Here is a 17,723-nt window from a genome sequence, read left to right as displayed (position 1 = left end):
CGGCCGGATGGGGTCAGCGGGCGGAGGCGAACTTGGCCCCGCTGGTGTCGATGCGGGCGAACTTGGTCTTCGCCTCGGCGGTCCAGGCCTGGAAGGCCTCGTCGCTCACCACGCGCACGGTGATGGGCATGTAGGCGTGGCGCTGGCCGCAGAGTTCGGAGCACTGGCCATGATAGGTACCCTCGCGCTCAGCCTTGAACCAGAACTGGTTCAGGCGGCCCGGGATCGCGTCGATCTTGAACCCGAAGGACGGCATCGCCCAGGAATGCATCACGTCCGCGGCGGTGACCTGGATCTTCACGATCTTGTTCACCGGCACGACCATCTCGTTGTCGGTGGCGAGCAGCTTGGGCTGGCCTGACTTCTCCTGGTCTTCGCCCTCGAGCAGGTTGGCGTCGAACTTGAAGCCGCCGACCTCCTGCGGGTACTCGTAGGACCAGTACCAGGCGTGGCCGATGACCTTGACCATCAGGTCGGCCTTCGGGTCGGAGAGCTGCGTGCGCAGCACCCGGAAGGACGGGATCGCGATCGCCACCAGGATCAGCACCGGGACGACCGTCCAGGCCACCTCCAGGATGGTGTTGTGCGTGGTGCGCGACGGGTTCGGCTGCGACCGCTCATTGAAGCGGAAGATCACCAGCAGCAGCAGCACCAGCACCAGCAGGACGATGCCCACCATGATGACGTTGAGCAGGTGGTGGAAGTTGTAGATCTCGGTGGCCACCTCCGTGACGGGCTTCTGGAGGTCCATCTGCCACGGCTCGGGCTGGCCGGTGCCCGCCGCGAAGGCCGCGGTCCCGGTCAGGAGTGCGGCCGCGATCGCGGCGCCTCCCACGAACGATCGGCCGAATCGCCGATGCTGCGCCCTCGCCATCCCCATATCGCCCTCGGTGCTCCCGGTTTAAGTCGGTCTGACGGCGACCGGGCACCTGCAGCGCGAGGCGGCCGGCCGCCGATCGCGGCGCCGGCCGGCCGCGTGGACCGGCACCAGCCGACGATCGTTCAGTGGGCGTCTCACACCACAATGCCGGGGCGAGCGCAACGGCATTGGCGTCGCATCCGGGGCCTTGGATCCGCCGCAGGCCCCAGACCTTCGTACGGTTTTTCCACTGGGCGACCAGTTGACCAGCGTGTTTCCGGCCGCCGTGCCGGTTGTGCTGCGGGTGCGGCCTCATGCAGGCTCCGGCGGGAGGGCGCCGTCGCGCCCGCGCTCCGCCACGTCATGATCGACCGACTGGAATTCATCCTCGCGCTGGCGCGAGAACAGCATTTCGGGCGCGCCGCCCAGGCCTGCGGCGTCTCCCAGCAGACCCTCTCGGCCGGCGTGAAGCAGCTGGAGGAGCGGCTGGGCGTGATGCTGGTGCAGCGCGGCTCGCGCTTCCAGGGCTTCACGCCCGAGGGCGAGCGCGTGCTCGAATGGGCCCGGCGCATCGTCGGCGACGCGCGCGCCATGCGCCAGGAGGTGGCGGCCCTGCGTCGGGGCCTGTCGGGCACGCTGCGGATGGCGGCGGTGCCGACCGCGACCCCCGTGGTGGCGGCCCTGACGACGCCGTTCCGGGCGCGCCACCCGGCGGTGCGCTTCAGCGTGCAATCGGCGACCTCCCACGAGATCATCCGCCAGATCGCCAATCTCGAGCTCGATGCGGGCCTGACCTACCTGGAGAACGAGCCCCTCGGCCGCGTCACCATGGTGCCGCTCTACCGGGAGCAGTACCGGCTGCTCACCGCGGCGGACGGCATCTATGGCGGGCGCGACAGCGTGACCTGGGCGGAGGTGGCGCATATCCCGCTCTGCCTGCTCACGCCCAACATGCAGAACCGGCGCATCATCGACCGGCAGCTCCGCGCTGTCGGGGCCGAGCCGGCCCCGATCCTCGAATCGAACTCGATGATCGTGCTCGTCACCCATGTGCGCACGGCGAAATGGGCGAGCATCATGCCGGCGGCGCTCGCCGAGACCTTCAGGCTGACCGAACGCGTCCGGGCGGTGCCGATCACCGACCCGGATGTCAGCCACACGATCGGCCTCGTGGTGCCGGATCGCGACCCCATGACGCCGCTGGTCGCCGCCTTTCTGGCCGAGGCGCGCGCCATCGCGCCCCATCTCGAAAACGATCTCGCGGCCCTCTGAGCGGCTTCGCGACGCGGCGAATACGACGATGGGGAAGCGCTCAGCGGTGGCGGTTGAGGCGCGGGACCCCCTCTCCCGCTCGGGAGAGGGGGTCCGCGTGGTGTCATCAACCCACAGCTCGTCCCTGTGCGGGACTACCGCCCGGGACGGGTCCGGGGATGAACCGGCAGGCCGTCGGCGAGGGAGGTCCAGCGCAGGCGCTCGGCCGCCTGGGTGTGGTCTTTCGGCGGCACCGCGTCGGGATCGTCGAGGCTTGCGATCGTCAGGTCGAGCTCGTCCGGATAGGCCTCGGCCTCGTAGGTGAGCGACGTGCCGCAGGTGCCGCAGAAGCTGCGGGTGACGCCCGGGCTCGACCGGAACCGGATGGGCTCTCCCGCAGTCAGCCGGAACGATGCCCGCTTCACGCTGAGCCACGCCACGGAGGCGGCTCCGACCGCCCGGCGGCAGGAGGCGCAGTGGCAGACCGTCTCGTGGAAGGCCGGCGCATCGGCCGCAAAGCGCACCCGCCCGCAATAGCATCCGCCCGTCAGCATCGGCTCGCTCCTCCTGGCTCCTCCTGCTTGCGCAGGCCCATCCGTCGGCCCCGGTCCCGGGCGTTCCGGGACGGCGACGGGCCTCCTCAACGCCTTCTGCCGCAAGCCGAAACCGGTCCTTGCCGAGCCAGGGCGGCGACGGCCGGATGGCGCTCTCGCACGACCAAAATGGTGATAAAGGCGGGTTTCAACAAAAATTCCCTGTCGTGCCACCGAACCGCGCGATTGATTCAGCCCGGCCGTTCCCACACCCTCACCTTAGAACGACAACGAACTCGGGAAGGGGACGATGCCGGGATACGAGCCCTGGAGCGGCGCGCGCGCCGCCAGGATCATCGCCGAACACACCCATCTGGAAGGTGCCACGCTGCCGATCCTGCACGCCCTGCAGGAGACCTTCGGCTACGTGGACAACGAGGCGATCCCGCTCATCGCCGATGCCCTGAACCTCTCGAAGGCCGAGGTTCATGGCTGCATCACCTTCTATCACGATTTCCGGGCCAAGCCCGCCGGCCGGCACGTGGTGAAGCTCTGCCGGGCCGAGGCCTGCCAGGCGGTCGGGGCCGATGCGCTCCACGCCGAGGTGCTGCGCCGTCTCGAAGTCGACTGGCACGGCACCACCCGCGACGGCGCAGTGACGGTGGAGCCGGTCTTCTGCCTCGGCCTCTGCGCCTGCGGCCCGGCCGCCCTCATCGACGGCGAGCCCGTCGCCCGGCTCGATGCCGACGGCCTGCAGGCCGCCCTGACGGAGGTTGCGGCGTGAGCGTCACGATCTTCGTTCCCCGCGACGCCGTCGCGGTCGGCCTCGGCGCCGAGCGCGTCGTCACGGCCCTGACCCGCGGCGCGGCTTCGCGCAACCTCGACATCCGCATCGTCCGCACCGGCTCGCGCGGGATGGTCTGGCTGGAGCCGATGGTGGAGGTGGCGACGCCAGAGGGCCGCATCGCCTACGGTCCGGTGCGGCCGGGCGATGTCGAGTCGCTGCTCGATGCCGGGCTCGCCGAGGGCGGCGCCCATCGCCTGCGCATCGGCCGGCCGGAGGAACATCCCTTTCTCGCCCGCCAGCAGCGCCTGACCTTCCATCGCTGCGGCGTGGTCGATCCGGTCTCGGTGGCGGATTACCGGGCGCATGGCGGCTATCGCGGCCTCGCGCGCGCCCTGGAGATCGGCCCTGCCGACACGGTCGATGCGGTGAAGGTCTCCGGCCTGCGCGGCCGCGGCGGGGCGGGCTTCCCGACCGGCATCAAGTGGAACACCGTGATGCTGGCCGAGGCCGACCAAAAATACGTGGTCTGCAACGCCGACGAGGGCGATTCCGGCACCTTCGCCGATCGCATGTTGATGGAGGGCGATCCCTTCACGCTGATCGAGGGCATGACGATCGCGGGCGTCGCGGTCGGCGCCACGCGCGGCTACATCTATCTGCGCTCCGAATACCCGAACGCTTATCAGATCCTGAAAACCGCCATCGCGGCGGGTGAGCGGGCGGGCGTGCTCGGCCGCAACATCTTAGGCTCGGGCAAGGACTTCTTCCTCGAAGTCCGGCTCGGCGCGGGCGCCTATATCTGCGGCGAGGAGACCTCGCTCCTCGAAAGCCTGGAGGGCAAGCGCGGCATCGTGCGGGCGAAGCCCCCGATCCCGGCGCTGAAGGGCCTGTTCGGGCGTCCGACCCTCGTCAACAACGTGCTCTCCTTCGCGGCGGTGCCGTGGATCCTGGAGCATGGCGGCGAGGCCTACGCGAATTACGGCATGGGCCGCTCGCGCGGGACGCTGCCGATCCAGCTCGCCGGCAACGTGAAGTATGGCGGCCTGATCGAGACCGCCTTCGGCATCACCTTGCGCGCGGTGATCGAGGATTTCGGCGGCGGCTCGCTCTCGGGCCGGCCGGTGCGCGCCGCGCAGGTGGGCGGCCCGCTCGGCGCCTATTTCCCCGATGTGCTGTTCGACACGCCGATGGACTACGAGGCCTTCGCGGCCAGGAAGGGCCTGGTCGGCCATGGCGGCGTGGTGGTGTTCGACGATACCGTCGACATGGCGCGCCAGGCCCGCTTCGCCTTCGAGTTCTGTGCCGTCGAATCCTGCGGCAAGTGCACGCCCTGCCGGATCGGCGCGGTGCGCGGGCGCGAGACTATGGAGCGGCTCCTCGCAGGCGAGGCTCCGGCCGAGCCCCTGCGGCTGATCGAGGACCTCTGCGAGGTCATGACCGACGGCTCGCTCTGCGCCATGGGCGGCCTCACGCCCGTGCCGGTGATGAGCGCCATCACCCACTTCCCGGAAGATTTCGACCGCAGCTCCCGGCTGCCGCTGGCGGCCGAGTGAGGAGGCGTCCATGGCCCTGATCAAGGAAATCGACTACGGCACCCCGATCCGCGTCGCCGAGAAGACGGTGACGCTGACGATCGATGGCGAGAGCGTGACCGTGCCGGCCGGCACCTCCGTGATGGCCGCCGCCATGACGGCCGGCACGCAGATCCCCAAGCTCTGCGCCACCGACAGCCTCGAACCCTTCGGCTCCTGCCGTCTCTGCCTCGTCGAGATCGAGGGGCGGCGCGGCACCCCGGCCTCCTGCACCACCCCGGCCGAGGACGGCATGGTGGTGCACACCCAGACCGACAGGCTCGCCAAGCTGCGCAAGGGGGTGATGGAGCTCTACATCTCCGACCACCCGCTCGACTGCCTGACCTGTGCGGCGAACGGCGATTGCGAGCTGCAGGACATGGCGGGCGCCGTGGGCCTGCGCGAGGTGCGCTACGAGGAGGGGGCGGATCACTTCAAGAAATCCTCGGACCTCTACCTGCCGAAGGACGAATCGAACCCCTACTTCACCTACGACCCGGCGAAGTGCATCGTCTGCAACCGCTGCGTCCGGGCCTGCGAGGAGGTGCAGGGCACCTTCGCGCTCACCATCGCGGGCCGCGGCTTCGACTCCCGCGTGGCCGCCGGTCCCACCAACTTCTTCGAATCCGAGTGCGTCTCCTGCGGCGCCTGCGTGCAGGCCTGCCCGACCGCGACGCTCCAGGAGAAGTCGATCATCGCGCACGGCCAGCCCGAGCACTCGGCGGTGACGACCTGCGCCTATTGCGGCGTCGGCTGCGCCTTCAAGGCCGAGATGCAGGGCACCCGAGTGGTGCGGATGGTCCCCTACAAGGATGGCAAGGCCAACGAGGGCCATTCCTGCGTCAAGGGCCGCTTCGCCTACGGCTACGCCGCCCACAAGGACCGCATCACCAAGCCGATGATCCGGAAAAAAATCACGGATCCCTGGCGCGAGGTGTCGTGGGAGGAGGCCATTGCCTACGCGGCCTCCGAGTTCAAGCGCATCCAGGACAGCTTTGGCCGCGACGCGGTCGGCGGCATCACCTCCTCGCGCTGCACCAACGAGGAGGCCTACCTCGTCCAGAAGCTCGTGCGCGCCGCCTTCGGCAACAACAACGTCGATACCTGCGCGCGCGTCTGCCACTCGCCCACGGGCTACGGCCTCAAGACCACGCTCGGCACCTCCGCCGGCACCCAGGACTTCAAGTCGGTGGATGAGGCCGACGTGATCCTGGTGGTCGGCGCCAACCCGACGGACGGCCACCCGGTCTTCGGCTCGCGGATGAAGAAGCGCCTGCGCCAGGGCGCCAAGCTGATCGTGGCCGATCCGCGCCGGATCGACCTCGTGAAGTCGCCCCACATCAAGGCCGACTACCACCTGCCGCTCAAGCCCGGCTCCAACGTCGCCTTCGTGAACGCGATGGCGCATGTCATCGTCACCGAGGGGCTGGTCGACGAGGCCTATGTGCGCGAGCGCTGCGACCTCGCCGATTTCGAGGTCTGGGCCCGCTTCGTGGCCGATGAGCGCCACGCGCCCGAAATGGTCGGCCCGATGATCGGCGTCGATCCGGCGGATCTGCGCGCCGCCGCCCGGCTCTACGCCACGGGCGGAGCCGCGGCGATCTATTACGGGCTCGGCGTCACCGAGCACAGCCAGGGCTCGACCATGGTGATGGGCCTTGCGAATCTCGCGATGGCCACCGGCAACATCGGCAAGCCCGGCGCCGGCGTGAACCCGCTGCGCGGCCAGAACAACGTCCAGGGCTCCTGCGACATGGGCTCGTTCCCGCACGAGCTCTCGGGCTACCGACACGTCTCGGACGACGCCACCCGCGAGACCTTCGAGTCGCTCTGGGGCGCGACGCTCTCGGCCGAGCCGGGGCTTCGCATCACCAACATGCTCGACGAGGCGGTGGGCGGCGGCTTCAAGGGGCTGTACATCCAGGGCGAGGACATCGCCCAGTCGGACCCCGACACGCACCACGTCACGGCGGGCCTCAGGGCGATGGAATGCATCGTCATCCAGGACCTGTTCCTGAACGAGACCGCGAAATACGCCCATGTCTTCCTGCCGGGCGCCTCGTTCCTGGAGAAGGACGGCACCTTCACCAATGCCGAGCGGCGCATCAGCCGCGTGCGCAAGGTGATGCCGCCGCTCGGCGGCTACGCCGACTGGGAGGGCACCATGCTGCTCTCCAACGCGCTCGGCTACCCGATGCACTACACGCACCCGTCGGAGATCATGGACGAGATCGCGCAGCTCACCCCGAGCTTCGCGGGCGTGTCCTATGCCCGGCTGGACGAGCTCGGCTCGATCCAGTGGCCGTGCAACGCGGAGGCCCCCGAGGGCACGCCGATGATGCATGTCGACCGCTTCGTGCGGGGCCTCGGCAAGTTCATGATCACCGAGTACGTGCCCACCGACGAGCGCACTACGGCCAAGTATCCGCTGATCCTCACCACCGGGCGCATCCTGTCCCAGTACAATGTCGGCGCGCAGACCCGGCGCACCCACAATTCGCGCTGGCATGAGGAGGATGTGCTGGAGATCCATCCCTTCGATGCCGAGAGCCGCGGCATCGTGGACGGGGACCTCGTCGCGCTGGAGAGCCGGTCGGGCGACATCGCGCTCAAGGCCCGCGTCACCGAGCGGATGCAGCCGGGGATCGTCTACACCACCTTCCACCACGCCAAGACGGGCGCCAACGTCATCACCACCGACTATTCGGACTGGGCGACCAACTGCCCCGAATACAAGGTGACGGCGGTGCAGGTCCGGCGTACCAACCGGCCTTCCGATTGGCAGGCCCGGTTCTATGAGGAAGACGTCTCCCTCACCCGCATCGCCCAACGGCTCGATGCCGCCGAGTAGCGGCGGCGAGGCAGCGGCGGACACCGCGATCCGCGTCCCGACGCAGGTGGTCGCCTATGGCGATCCGCAGGCGCGGGCGGACACCCGTCCGCTCGCCGTCGAGATGCCCGTCAACGTGATCTACGGCAGCGTGCCCTACGCCGTCATGATGACCACGCCCGCTGACCTCGTGGACTTCGCCTACGGCTTCAGCCTGACCGAGGGCATCGTGCGGGGGGCCGACGAGATCCGCGGCGCCGCCGTCGAGCCGGGGGAGGGGGGCTTGCGGCTCGTCGTCGACCTCGCGCCCGGGCGGTTGCGCGAGCACCTCGCCCGCAAGCGGGCGATGAGCGGGCGCACCGGCTGCGGCGTCTGCGGCATCGACGACCTTGCCGACATCCCCAAGGCCGAGACCCGGCCCGATGCCGGGGTGCGGGTGACGATGGCGGCGGTCGAGCGGGCGCTTTCGGCCCTCTACGACCTCCAGATTCTCAACCGCGAGACGCGTGCGGTGCATGCCGCCGCCTGGGCGGATCTCGACGGCCGGATTCTTGCCGTGCGCGAGGATGTCGGCCGCCACAACGCCCTGGACAAGCTGATCGGCGCGCTCCTGCGCGCCGGCACCGATCCGGCGCAGGGCTTCCTCGTCATCACCAGCCGCTGCTCCTTCGAGATGGCGGAGAAGGCGGCGAGCTTCGGCGCCTCCGTGCTCGTCGCGATCTCGGCGCCGACCTCGCTTGCCGTCGAGCGGGCGAAGGCGCACGGCCTCACCCTGGCGGCGATTGCCCGCAGCGACACCGTCACGGTCTTCACGGGGGCCGAGCGCCTCCTCCTCGCCCCCGACCATCCGGAGGAAACCCCATGAGCGCCGCCGACCACACCGCCAAGCTGATCCGCATGGCCAATCAGATCGCGACCTTCTTCCATCCCTATCCGGAGGAGGAGGCGGTCGCGAGCGTCGCCACGCACATCCGGGATTTCTGGACCCCGAAGATGCGCGAAGCGCTCGCCGCCTATTGCACGGATGACGGCAAGGGCGTGGATCCGCTGGTGCTGAAGGCCGTCGAGGCCGAGCGGGGACGGGCAGAGCCGCAGGCTGCGTGACGCTGCCGGATCGACAGGCGTTTTGGCAACCCCATCGATCCTCATGCTGAGGTGCTGCGGCGCAGCCGCAGCCTCGAAGCACCCCGGACCGATGTTCCCGGCCACCGAAGCCCCGGACCAGCGTTTCAGGTGTGCTTCGAGGCAGCCTCCGACTGCACCTCAGCATGAGACCTCAGCATGAGGGCCGGTGGGTATGCCATCGGGCCTCGAAACTGTCTCATACGGTTACGGTTTTCAGTTGTTTCCTTCCGAGACGGGTATGCGCGGGGAACCCCTCTCCCGAGTGGGAGAGGGGCAGGGGTGAGGGTGCACGGGTTCAGAACAATGCACTGAGCGTCGCGCTGACAGCGGCACGGTTCAGAATCCTTGCTGCACCGTCTCCACCCTCACCCCTACCCCTCTCCCACTCGGGAGAGGGGTTCCCCGCGCGGACTCGTCTCCGAACAGATCAACCGAAAACCGCCTCACACCTCGCTGCGCCCCGGCAGCATGCGCCGCAGCGTGGCGTCGCGGCGGATGACGTGGTGGTGCAATGCGGCGCCGATATGAATGAACACCAGAAGCACCAGCAGGGACGCCACCGCCATGTGAACCTTCAGGATGGCCTCGCCGACCGGCATGCCGCCCGAGATCGGCAGGGTCAGCGAAAACAGCCCGAACCATTTCACGGGCGCGCAGCAGGCCGAGGTCCCCGCCCAGCCGAGCACCGGCACCAGCACGATCAGCCCGTAGAGGGCGTAGTGCGAGGCACGCGCCGCCTTCCGCTGCCATGCGGGCAGGCCCGCGACGAGGGCCGGCGCGCCCCGGGCCGCCCGCACCAGGATGCGGGCGAGCGCGAGCGCCAGCACCGTCAGCCCAGTCGACTTGTGCAGCTCGAACAGCCGGTTCTGCAACTCGCCCTCGCCGATATTCGTCATCGTGATCGCCACCGGAACGAGGCCGAAGATCAGGAGGGCGATGGTCCAGTGCAGGAATTTCTGGACGGACGAGTAGCGGGTCGGCGTCATCGGCTCCTCCTCATCCTCCTCACGGCTCGGCGCAGCGGCGCAGGTCGCAATCGAACAGGACGTCGCCGTCGCAGAGCGGGTAGCAGCGGGTGAGCGGGCGCATCGCCTCGTGCAAGGCCGCGATGGGGCGCAGGTCGAGGCCGTGGCGGCCCGAGCCGAGCAGGAGCGGGGCCACCATCAGGTGCAGCCGGTCGATCGCCCCGGCATCGATGAAGCCCGAGATCGTCCGCGCCCCGCCCTCGATCAGGATCCGGCGGAAGCCGAGGCGGCCGAGCGCCGACACCAGGGCCTGCGGCGGAAAAGCCTCCGGCGCCTCGATCCGCAGAGCCTCGGCGCAAGCGGGAATCCGGGTGTCCGGCCGGCAGACGACGATCCGCCGCACGCCGTCCTCCCGCAGGCATTGGGCCTGCGCCGGGATCCGCCCGGCCGGGTCGATGACGATTCGGGCCGGGCTGCGTCCGGCCACCCGGCGCACCGTGAGCCGGGGATCGTCGGCGAGCACCGTGCCGATGCCGACGACGATGGCATCGACATGCGCGCGCAGCCGGTGGAGATGATCGAGCGCGGCCCCGCGGTTGATGTATTTCGAATCACCCGACAGGGTGGCGATTCGCCCGTCCAGGGATTGACCAAGCTGGGCAATCACGAAAGGTTGATCGCAGGAACCGTCCGCCAGGGGCGCGAAAAGCGTGGCGGAGTTCCCATCTGTCGCAACGTCCGCGCTGTGCCCTGGCCAGGGCTGCGCGGGTGTCCATCCCTCTGTCGCGTAATCCACCCCGGCCTTCATCACGATCTCCCGACGCGGTTCGGTCCCGGGCGGCACGTCCACGAGTTGCTCATGTCTCTGACGGTCACGAACGTAGACGAGCGGTTGCGCCGCGAACAGGTGCAGGTCGAACGCGCCATCGCCGAGATGCGCGCCGGGCGGGCCGTCGCGATCCTGGGCGAGGAGCCGGCCCTGGCCGTATCGGCCGAAAGCGTCGATGCGCGCCTTGCGGCCGATTGGGAGCGCCTCGGCACGGCGGTGCGCCTCGTGTTGCCGGCGCCCCGCCTGCGCCGCATCGGGCTCGCCAACCGGTTCGAGGCCGGCGCAGTGGCCCTGCCGGTCGTCGATCCGGCGCGGATCACCGCGCTCGCCCTCAAGGTCGACGGGCGCATCGACGCGCCGGTCGCCTGTGCCAGGCGGGTGGATGCGGTCGCTCTCGAACTCGCGCGGCTGGCGCAGGTGATCCCGGCCATGGTGGTCGCGCCGGTCTCGGGCGTTCCGGAGGACGCCCTCACGGTCGACCCCGCCGCGGTCGAGCTCTTCCGCACGCGGCAGGCGGCTGCGCTCCGCATCGTCAGCCGGGCGCCGGTGCCCCTCGACGGCGCGCCCGAGACCGAGTTCGTGGTCTTCCGCGGCGGCGAGGGCTTGCGCGACCAGGTGGCGGTGGTGGTCGGGCGTCCGAACCTCGCCGAACCCGTGGCCGTGCGGGTCCATTCCGCCTGCCTCACCGGCGACCTGTTCGGCTCGCTCAAGTGCGATTGCGGCGATCAGCTGCGCGGGACGGCCCGCTGGATGGCCGGGAATGGCGGAGGCATCATCCTCTATCTCGACCAGGAGGGACGGGGCAACGGGCTCGCCAACAAGATCCGGGCCTACGACCTGCAGGCGAAGGGCTTCGACACCTACGCGGCCGACGCGGCTCTCGGATTCGGGCTGGACCAGCGCCGCTTCGACTTCGCCGCCGCGATGCTGCGCTGCCTCGGCGTCGGCGCCGTGCGGGTGCTCAGCAACAACCCCGAGAAGATCGCCGCCCTGGCGGAGGCGGGCCTGACCGTGGTCGGCGCCCAGCGGGCGCCCGGCCGGGTGACGCCGGAGAACGCGCGCTATCTCGCCGCCAAGCGCGACATCGCCGGCCATGTCCTCGAACTCGGCGGCTTCTCCTGCGCGGAGGTGTCGGGAGGCTGAGCCTCTGGTCCCGAGTCTTTCGGCCGACACCCCCTGGAGCCGTCGGATCGATTGATGCGCTCTCAACGATCCTGCCGAACCCCAATCCCTGACGCGCGGGATCCTCTCTCCCGACCGGGAGAGAGGATCCCGCGCCAAGTCATCGTCCCCAACGCCGGGATCAGGCGGCGCGCGCCTCGACCATCAGCACGTCGAGCAGGAAGGACCCGTCCGGCTCGATGGCGAAATGCGCCCGCACCGGCTCGGAGGCCAGGGTCTGAAGTGCCCGGATCGCCCGCACATGCGTCTCGGGCGTCTGCATGCGGGCGATCCAGGAGGAGAACTCCATCCTCACGCGCCAGGTGAGGCAGGCCTCGATGACGAAGCCGCACCGGGCGAGCGCTCCGGTCCACTCCGAGGCCGAGTAGTCGCGGACGTGCGAGGGGTCGCGCAGCAGTTCCACGGCCTGCAGATGGGTGTCGAGGAGGGGGGATCCCGGCGAGCAGCCGTCGATGAAGACGGCCGGAGCCCCTGTCTGGGCGACGCGACGCGCCTCGCGCAGGCCGCCCTCGACGTCGCGCCAGTGATGGGCGGAGAAGCGGCTGGCGATGAAATCGAAGCTCGCATCCGCGAAGGGCAGGCGCTCGGCCGCGGCCTCCACGGTCTCGATGGCGGTGAGGCCCCTGGCCTGCGCGGTCGCGGCCACCGCGGCCAGCATCTCGGCCGAGAGGTCGCTGGCCGTCACGGCCTGCGCGTGCCGAGCCAGCCGATAGGCAACGTGCCCGCCGCCGCAGCCGAGATCGAGGGCACGCCGGGGGGCGGCCCGCGCGACGATGGCGTCGAGGGCGGCGAGATCCTCCCCCGACGCGTGGACCGCGCTTTCCACATAGGCCGCGGCCCGCGGGCCGAACTGCGCGGTGACGAGGGTCTCGTGCGAGACCGGGGTCTCGTGCGATCTGTCCATGGTGAGTCTCCTTGACGGCGCCATCCTGCCCACCTTTCAGCCTGGTACAAGCTGAGCGCTTATCCTGGTATAAAAGCTGCCATGCTCGGGCCGGACCAGCGACGCGACCTCGGGGCCTTCGTGCGCTCGCACCGCGAGCGGCTGCGGCCCGACCTGCCCACGGGCCGGCGGCGGACGCCCGGTCTGCGCCGCGAGGAACTCGCCGCCCGCGCCGGCATCAGCGCGACCTGGTGCGCCTGGATCGAGCAGGGACGGGATGTCCAGGTCTCGGCCCAGGCCCTCGACCGCCTCGCCGCGGCGCTCGCTCTCACGCGCGCCGAGCGCGCCTACCTGTTCGAGCTCGCCGGCCGGCGCGACCCGCAAGCCGCCCGGCCCGAGCCGGTCGCCGACGCCCCCGCCTCGCTGCGGGACGCGGTGGCGGCGCTCGATCATCCGGCCTATGGCCTCGACCGTCTCTGGAATGCCTGCTGCTGGAATGCGGCCGCCGCGCGCCTGTTCCGCGGCTGGCTCGACGGGGAGGGTGAGCGCAACCTCCTGCGCTTCGTCTTCCTCGACCCCGCGGCGCGCCGCCTGATCCCGGCCTGGGAGGAGCGTGCCCGGCGGGTGATCGCGGAGTTCCGGGCCGATTACGGCCACAGCCGCGCCGATCCGCGCGCCCGCGCGCTGGTGGAGGAACTGCGGCGCGCCAGTCCACGCTTCGCGGCGATCTGGGACGAGCAGGATGTCCGCGACCGCACCGGAGGCCTGCGCCGCTTCCTCCATCCGGAGGACGGGCCCGTAGCCTATATCCAGCACAGCTTCGCGGCTACGGACCGGCCGGACTACAAGCTCATCCTGCTGGTGCCGGTGGGCCGCGACGACACCGGAGCCCGCTCGGGCGAGAACCGGCTTGCACTCGATGAGCCCTGAAGGGCGTCGGCGCCGGATGCCGTGGCGCATCTTTGCTGATGGTCACGCCGCGCCTCGACGGCTGCCCCTCCTCAATCCCGCAAGACGGTCCTGGAGACCCCAGCGCCCCTCATGCTGAGGCGCTCCTGGCGATCAAAGATCGCACGGAGCCTCTGGCCGGCATCAGCCAGCACGCACGCCTGATCGCTTGTCCAAGATCCGGGTGGCTGGGAGCACCGCTCAGGGGTGCTTCGAGGCAACCTGCGCGATCTTCGATCGCCCGCACCTCAGCATGAGGGCGGTTGAGGGTGCCAGAGGCGGGGGTGCTCATGCGCCTCCTTCATCCGCCAGGGCGCCCGGCCCGCGGATGCGCCGCGTCGAAGGCGCTGAGCAGCCGGGCAGAATCCACCTTCGTGTAGACCTGCGTGGTGGCGAGCGAGGCGTGCCCGAGCAGGTCCTGGATCGCCCGCAGGTCTCCCTGGCGCGCCAGCAGATGCGTGGCGAAGGAGTGGCGCAGCGCGTGGGGCGTTGCGCTGTCGGGCAGGCCGAGGGCGCCGCGCAGCGAGGCTACCGCGAGCTGGACGATGCGCGGCGACAGGGGACCGCCCTTCTGCCCGACGAAGAGCGGGCCGTCGGGCGGGAGCGGGTGGGGGCAGACCGCGAGGTAGTCGGCCACCGCAGCCTGGACCGGTGCGATTACCGGGACCATCCGGGTCTTCTGCCCCTTTCCGAGGATGGTGAGCGTGTCGATGTCCCCGACCGGCGCATCCTTGCGCCGGATGCCGAGCGCCTCGCCGATGCGCAGGCCGGCGCCGTAGAGCAGTGCCAACACGGCGGCGTCCCGGGCAAGGACCCAGTCCGGCCGGTCCTCGCCCGCGCGGATGTCGGGGCTCGCCATCGCCACCGCTGCCGCGACGGGAAGCGGCCGGGGCAGGCGCCGCTCCACCTTGGGGGAGCGCACGGCGGAGAGGGCCGAGACCGTGCCGTGGCCCTCGCGGTCGAGATGCCGGGCGAAGGAGCGCAGGGCCGCGAGCGCCCGCATCAGGCTGCGTCCGCTGACGCCTTCCGCGCGGCGCGCCGCCATGAAGGCGCGTAGGTCCCGCGGCTTGAGGGCGACGAGGGCCGGGATGTCCGGGGCGGCGCCGGAGCGGGCGAGGTGGGCGAGGAACTGGCGCAGGTCGCGCCCATAGGCCTCGACGGTGTTCTCGGAGAAGCGCCGCTCGGTCTTCAGGACGGCGAGCCAGGCCGCCGCCGCCTCGCGCAGGTCGGGCGCGCCGAGGAGGAGATCGGGAGGCGTGGTCTGCAGCACGGGCGGCTCCGTCGCGAGAGGCAGCCTTCCAGGGTTGCGACGGGAACCCCCTCCCGTGCGGGAGAGGGGATCCCGCCTAAGCGGAAGGAAGCATGGCGACCAATCCAATCCGATGCCGGTTTCCGCCCGGTTGACGGGTCAGGCCGCCTCGAAGGCCAGCACCACACCGTGCCGGGCGCTCGTTCCCGGCGCGAGCAGCCGCTGCGAATCGCGTTCGGCCAGATCGCCGGAGAACTCGGCCCAGTCCGCGTGCCCCGTCCAGCATTCGAGCGACAGGAAGGGCGCGGTCGGCTTCGTCCACACCGCAAGGTGCGGAAAATCCTCCGCCTCCAGGCGGATCGCGGCGCCGGAGGGCGCGGTGAAGCGTAAGGAGCGGCTCTGCGCATTCAGGAAGACGAGCGCCTCGGTGAACAGGGCCGGGTCGAGCGGCAGCGTGTCGCCGTCGAGAGGCACGGACCGTTCCGTGCGCAGGAGCAGGCCACCCGGCCCGACTTCCGGCGCGGCGGGCCGCTCCGCCTGCGCGAAGCGCACCGCGTAGCCACCGCCCGCCCGCCGCTCCCCGCCCGCGAAGGGCCAGGGGAAGGCCGGGTGAAAGCCGAGCGCGTAGGGGAGGGGCGCCGTATCGGTATTCGCGACCTCGCAGGCGAAGGCGAGGCGCCCCGCCTCCACCCGCGCCGCGATGTCGAGCCGGAACCGGAAGGGGAAGCGGGTCAGCGTCTCGGGCGTCTCGGTGAGCCGCAGCCGCACCCGGTCGGGCGCCTGCTCCACCACCGTGAAGCGGCTGTCGCGCGCAAAGCCGTGCTGCGGCATCGGATGGCGGCGGCCCGCCACAAAGACCTCGCCGCCCGCCGAGGCGCCGACCACCGGGAAGAGCCAGGGGGCATGCCGGTTCCAGTGCGCCGGATCGCCGCTCCAGAGATACTCGTTGCCCTCCACCTGCCAGGAGACCGGCTCGGCTCCGTGCAGCGCGATGGCCGCGCGCGTGCTCCCGCTGCGGATCTCGATCGTTTCGCTCATGGATTCATCCTCAGGCGGCGGGTGCCGCGATCTCCGGCGTCAGCCGTCCCGGAGCGGCGGCACCTCGGCCCGGCAGCGATCATTGGCGACGGGGCCGCCGGGCCAACGGCACGGCCAAGCCTACAGCTAGACCGGGGGCGCGGGCGAGGTCCAGCCTCGCGCCCGCGCCCGCGCCCGCGCCCGCGCCCGTGCGCGCCGCGCTCGAGCAAGGTGGCGGCCATCAGCGGGGCCGTGGCGATGCATGGGCACAGCGCCGCCCATGCACGGTGCGCCACCCTCCCCGAGTTGACCTCCGTCCTGGCCTGCGGCTTGCTGGTGACCTTGACTTCTCGTCGCACCACCCATCAAGACCCCGAGCGTCTCATGCCCGTCATCAACCGCGTCGCCGCTCTCACGGACGAAATCACGGCCTGGCGGCGCGACTTCCATCAGCATCCCGAATTGCTCTTCGCGGTCGACCGCACCGCCGGCCTCGTCGCCGAGCGCCTGCGCGCCTTCGGCTGCGACGAGGTCGTGACGGGACTGGGCCGGACCGGCGTCGTCGGCGTGATCCGCGGCCGGAGAGGCGGATCCGGCCGCACCATCGGCCTGCGGGCCGACATGGACGCGCTGCCGATTGAGGAGGCGACGGAGGTTCCCTACCGCTCGGCCATACCGGGCAAGATGCACGCCTGCGGGCATGACGGCCACACGGCGATGCTGCTCGGCGCCGCCAAGTACCTCGCCGAGACCCGAAACTTCGACGGCACGGCGGTCGTGATCTTCCAGCCGGCCGAGGAGGGCGGCGGGGGCGGCGACGCCATGGTGAAGGACGGCCTGATGGAGCGCTTCGGCATCCAGGAGGTCTACGGGCTCCACAACAAGCCCGGCCTGCCGCTCGGGCATTTCGCGATCCGCCCGGGGCCCATCATGGCGGCCGTCGACCGCTTCACGATCACCATCGAGGGAAGGGGCGGCCATGCGGCCCAGCCGCAGGAATGCGTCGACACGGTGCTGATCTCCGCCCATGTCATCACCGCCCTGCAATCGATCGTGGCGCGCAATGCCGACCCGGTCGCCTCGGCGGTCGTCTCCGTGACCACGATGCGGGCGGGCGAGGCCTTCAACGTGCTGCCGCAGACGGCCGTGCTGAACGGAACGGTGCGCAGCCTGACGGAGCCGGTGCGCAGGCTCTGCGAGGAGCGCATCGGCGCGCTTGCCGCCGGCATCGCTTCGGCCTTCGGCGCCACGGCGCAGACCAGCTACAGCCGCGGCTATCCGGTGACGGACAACCATCCGGACCAGGCGGCCTTCATGGCCGACGTCGCCGCCGAGGTGGCAGGCGAGGAGGGCGTCGACCGCGCCGTCGATCCGATGATGGGGGCGGAGGATTTCTCCTACATGCTGGAGCAGCGGCCGGGGGCCTACATCTTCCTCGGAACGGGCGACGGCCCCGGCCTGCATCACCCGGCTTATGACTTCAACGACGCGGCGACCCCCTACGGCGTGTCGCTGTGGGCGCGGCTGATCGAGCGGGCGATGCCGGCTTGAGATGGCCGGCGCCGGTCCGCCCCCTCGATCGATTTAGGGTCAAAGCTCAGTTAGCTTGGCGGCTGGAGGATTGCTGTGGGCGGATTGCTGCCGTTCGTGCTGCTCATCGGAATGAGCGAGGAGCGCCATCTGCGGACTTTCGG

The 17,723-nt window shown here is 70.5% G+C and carries 16 protein-coding genes; 9 read left to right on the top strand and 7 right to left on the bottom strand.

Translation table 11 applies throughout. The features are described from left to right. Nucleotides 1-13: 13 nt before the first annotated feature. Nucleotides 14-880, bottom strand: coding sequence for a cytochrome c oxidase subunit II (gene coxB / locus MNOD_RS01275; RefSeq protein WP_015927017.1), 867 nt, complete (start codon nucleotides 878-880; stop codon nucleotides 14-16). 342 nt (nucleotides 881-1,222) lie between these two features. On the opposite strand from coxB, the gene MNOD_RS01270 reads away from it, so the two are divergent. Further along, nucleotides 1,223-2,131 (top strand): LysR family transcriptional regulator, encoded by a 909-nt coding sequence (locus tag MNOD_RS01270; RefSeq protein WP_015927016.1) that lies wholly within the window; start codon nucleotides 1,223-1,225, stop codon nucleotides 2,129-2,131. Between the two features lie 134 nt (nucleotides 2,132-2,265). Here the strand turns inward: MNOD_RS01270 and MNOD_RS01265 are convergent, their stop codons facing one another. Beyond that, on the bottom strand, nucleotides 2,266-2,664 hold the full coding sequence (locus MNOD_RS01265; RefSeq protein WP_015927015.1) for a GFA family protein: 399 nt from the start codon (nucleotides 2,662-2,664) through the stop codon (nucleotides 2,266-2,268). Between the two features lie 289 nt (nucleotides 2,665-2,953). Between MNOD_RS01265 and MNOD_RS01260 the strand changes: the two genes are divergently transcribed. The 5 genes from MNOD_RS01260 to MNOD_RS01240 are packed head-to-tail and all read left to right on the top strand — an operon-like array spanning nucleotide 2,954 to nucleotide 8,935. Then, the gene (locus tag MNOD_RS01260; RefSeq protein ID WP_015927014.1) at nucleotides 2,954-3,427 is read left to right on the top strand and encodes a formate dehydrogenase subunit gamma; all 474 of its coding nucleotides are present in this window, start codon (nucleotides 2,954-2,956) and stop codon (nucleotides 3,425-3,427) included. Continuing rightward, nucleotides 3,424-4,983: a formate dehydrogenase beta subunit gene (locus MNOD_RS01255; RefSeq protein ID WP_015927013.1), complete on the top strand. Its 1,560-nt coding sequence runs from the start codon at nucleotides 3,424-3,426 to the stop codon at nucleotides 4,981-4,983. The genes MNOD_RS01260 and MNOD_RS01255 overlap by 4 nt, the downstream gene beginning before the upstream one ends. Nucleotides 4,984-4,993: 10 nt before the next feature. After that, on the top strand, nucleotides 4,994-7,852 hold the full coding sequence (fdhF, locus tag MNOD_RS01250) for a formate dehydrogenase subunit alpha (protein ID WP_015927012.1): 2,859 nt from the start codon (nucleotides 4,994-4,996) through the stop codon (nucleotides 7,850-7,852). Next, nucleotides 7,839-8,696, top strand: a complete 858-nt coding sequence (fdhD, locus tag MNOD_RS01245; protein ID WP_043747809.1) for a formate dehydrogenase accessory sulfurtransferase FdhD — start codon at nucleotides 7,839-7,841, stop codon at nucleotides 8,694-8,696. Before fdhF ends, fdhD begins: the two co-directional genes overlap by 14 nt. Then, the gene (locus tag MNOD_RS01240; RefSeq protein ID WP_015927010.1) at nucleotides 8,693-8,935 is read left to right on the top strand and encodes a formate dehydrogenase subunit delta; all 243 of its coding nucleotides are present in this window, start codon (nucleotides 8,693-8,695) and stop codon (nucleotides 8,933-8,935) included. The genes fdhD and MNOD_RS01240 overlap by 4 nt, the downstream gene beginning before the upstream one ends. A gap of 464 nt (nucleotides 8,936-9,399) precedes the next feature. On the opposite strand, the gene MNOD_RS01235 is transcribed toward MNOD_RS01240, so the two are convergent. Both MNOD_RS01235 and MNOD_RS01230 read right to left on the bottom strand, forming a co-directional pair. Then, nucleotides 9,400-9,942: a cytochrome b gene (locus MNOD_RS01235; RefSeq protein ID WP_015927009.1), complete on the bottom strand. Its 543-nt coding sequence runs from the start codon at nucleotides 9,940-9,942 to the stop codon at nucleotides 9,400-9,402. A gap of 19 nt (nucleotides 9,943-9,961) precedes the next feature. Next, the gene (locus MNOD_RS01230; protein ID WP_244424639.1) at nucleotides 9,962-10,588 is read right to left on the bottom strand and encodes a RibD family protein; all 627 of its coding nucleotides are present in this window, start codon (nucleotides 10,586-10,588) and stop codon (nucleotides 9,962-9,964) included. 192 nt (nucleotides 10,589-10,780) lie between these two features. Between MNOD_RS01230 and ribA the strand changes: the two genes are divergently transcribed. Next, nucleotides 10,781-11,893 (top strand): GTP cyclohydrolase II RibA, encoded by a 1,113-nt coding sequence (ribA, locus tag MNOD_RS01225; RefSeq protein WP_015927007.1) that lies wholly within the window; start codon nucleotides 10,781-10,783, stop codon nucleotides 11,891-11,893. A 160-nt stretch (nucleotides 11,894-12,053) separates the two neighbouring features. On the opposite strand, the gene MNOD_RS01220 is transcribed toward ribA, so the two are convergent. Further along, the gene (locus MNOD_RS01220) at nucleotides 12,054-12,836 is read right to left on the bottom strand and encodes a class I SAM-dependent methyltransferase (RefSeq protein ID WP_015927006.1); all 783 of its coding nucleotides are present in this window, start codon (nucleotides 12,834-12,836) and stop codon (nucleotides 12,054-12,056) included. An 81-nt stretch (nucleotides 12,837-12,917) separates the two neighbouring features. Here MNOD_RS01220 and MNOD_RS01215 point away from each other — a divergent pair, with 81 nt between their 5' ends. After that, nucleotides 12,918-13,745, top strand: a complete 828-nt coding sequence (locus MNOD_RS01215) for an MmyB family transcriptional regulator (protein WP_015927005.1) — start codon at nucleotides 12,918-12,920, stop codon at nucleotides 13,743-13,745. A gap of 319 nt (nucleotides 13,746-14,064) precedes the next feature. Here the strand turns inward: MNOD_RS01215 and MNOD_RS01210 are convergent, their stop codons facing one another. Both MNOD_RS01210 and MNOD_RS01205 read right to left on the bottom strand, forming a co-directional pair. Continuing rightward, complete coding sequence (locus MNOD_RS01210; RefSeq protein WP_015927004.1) at nucleotides 14,065-15,033, bottom strand: tyrosine recombinase XerC; 969 nt, start codon at nucleotides 15,031-15,033, stop codon at nucleotides 14,065-14,067. A 138-nt stretch (nucleotides 15,034-15,171) separates the two neighbouring features. Then, the gene (locus MNOD_RS01205) at nucleotides 15,172-16,050 is read right to left on the bottom strand and encodes an aldose 1-epimerase family protein (protein ID WP_015927003.1); all 879 of its coding nucleotides are present in this window, start codon (nucleotides 16,048-16,050) and stop codon (nucleotides 15,172-15,174) included. A gap of 363 nt (nucleotides 16,051-16,413) precedes the next feature. Here MNOD_RS01205 and MNOD_RS01200 point away from each other — a divergent pair, with 363 nt between their 5' ends. Next, the gene (locus MNOD_RS01200; protein WP_015927002.1) at nucleotides 16,414-17,580 is read left to right on the top strand and encodes a M20 aminoacylase family protein; all 1,167 of its coding nucleotides are present in this window, start codon (nucleotides 16,414-16,416) and stop codon (nucleotides 17,578-17,580) included. The last annotated feature ends 143 nt before the right edge of the window (nucleotides 17,581-17,723 follow it).

The sequence above is a fragment of the Methylobacterium nodulans ORS 2060 genome (assembly GCF_000022085.1).
GTDB classification, from domain to species: Bacteria; Pseudomonadota; Alphaproteobacteria; order Rhizobiales; family Beijerinckiaceae; genus Methylobacterium; species Methylobacterium nodulans.
This window is presented reverse-complemented; position numbering and strand designations above follow the sequence as displayed.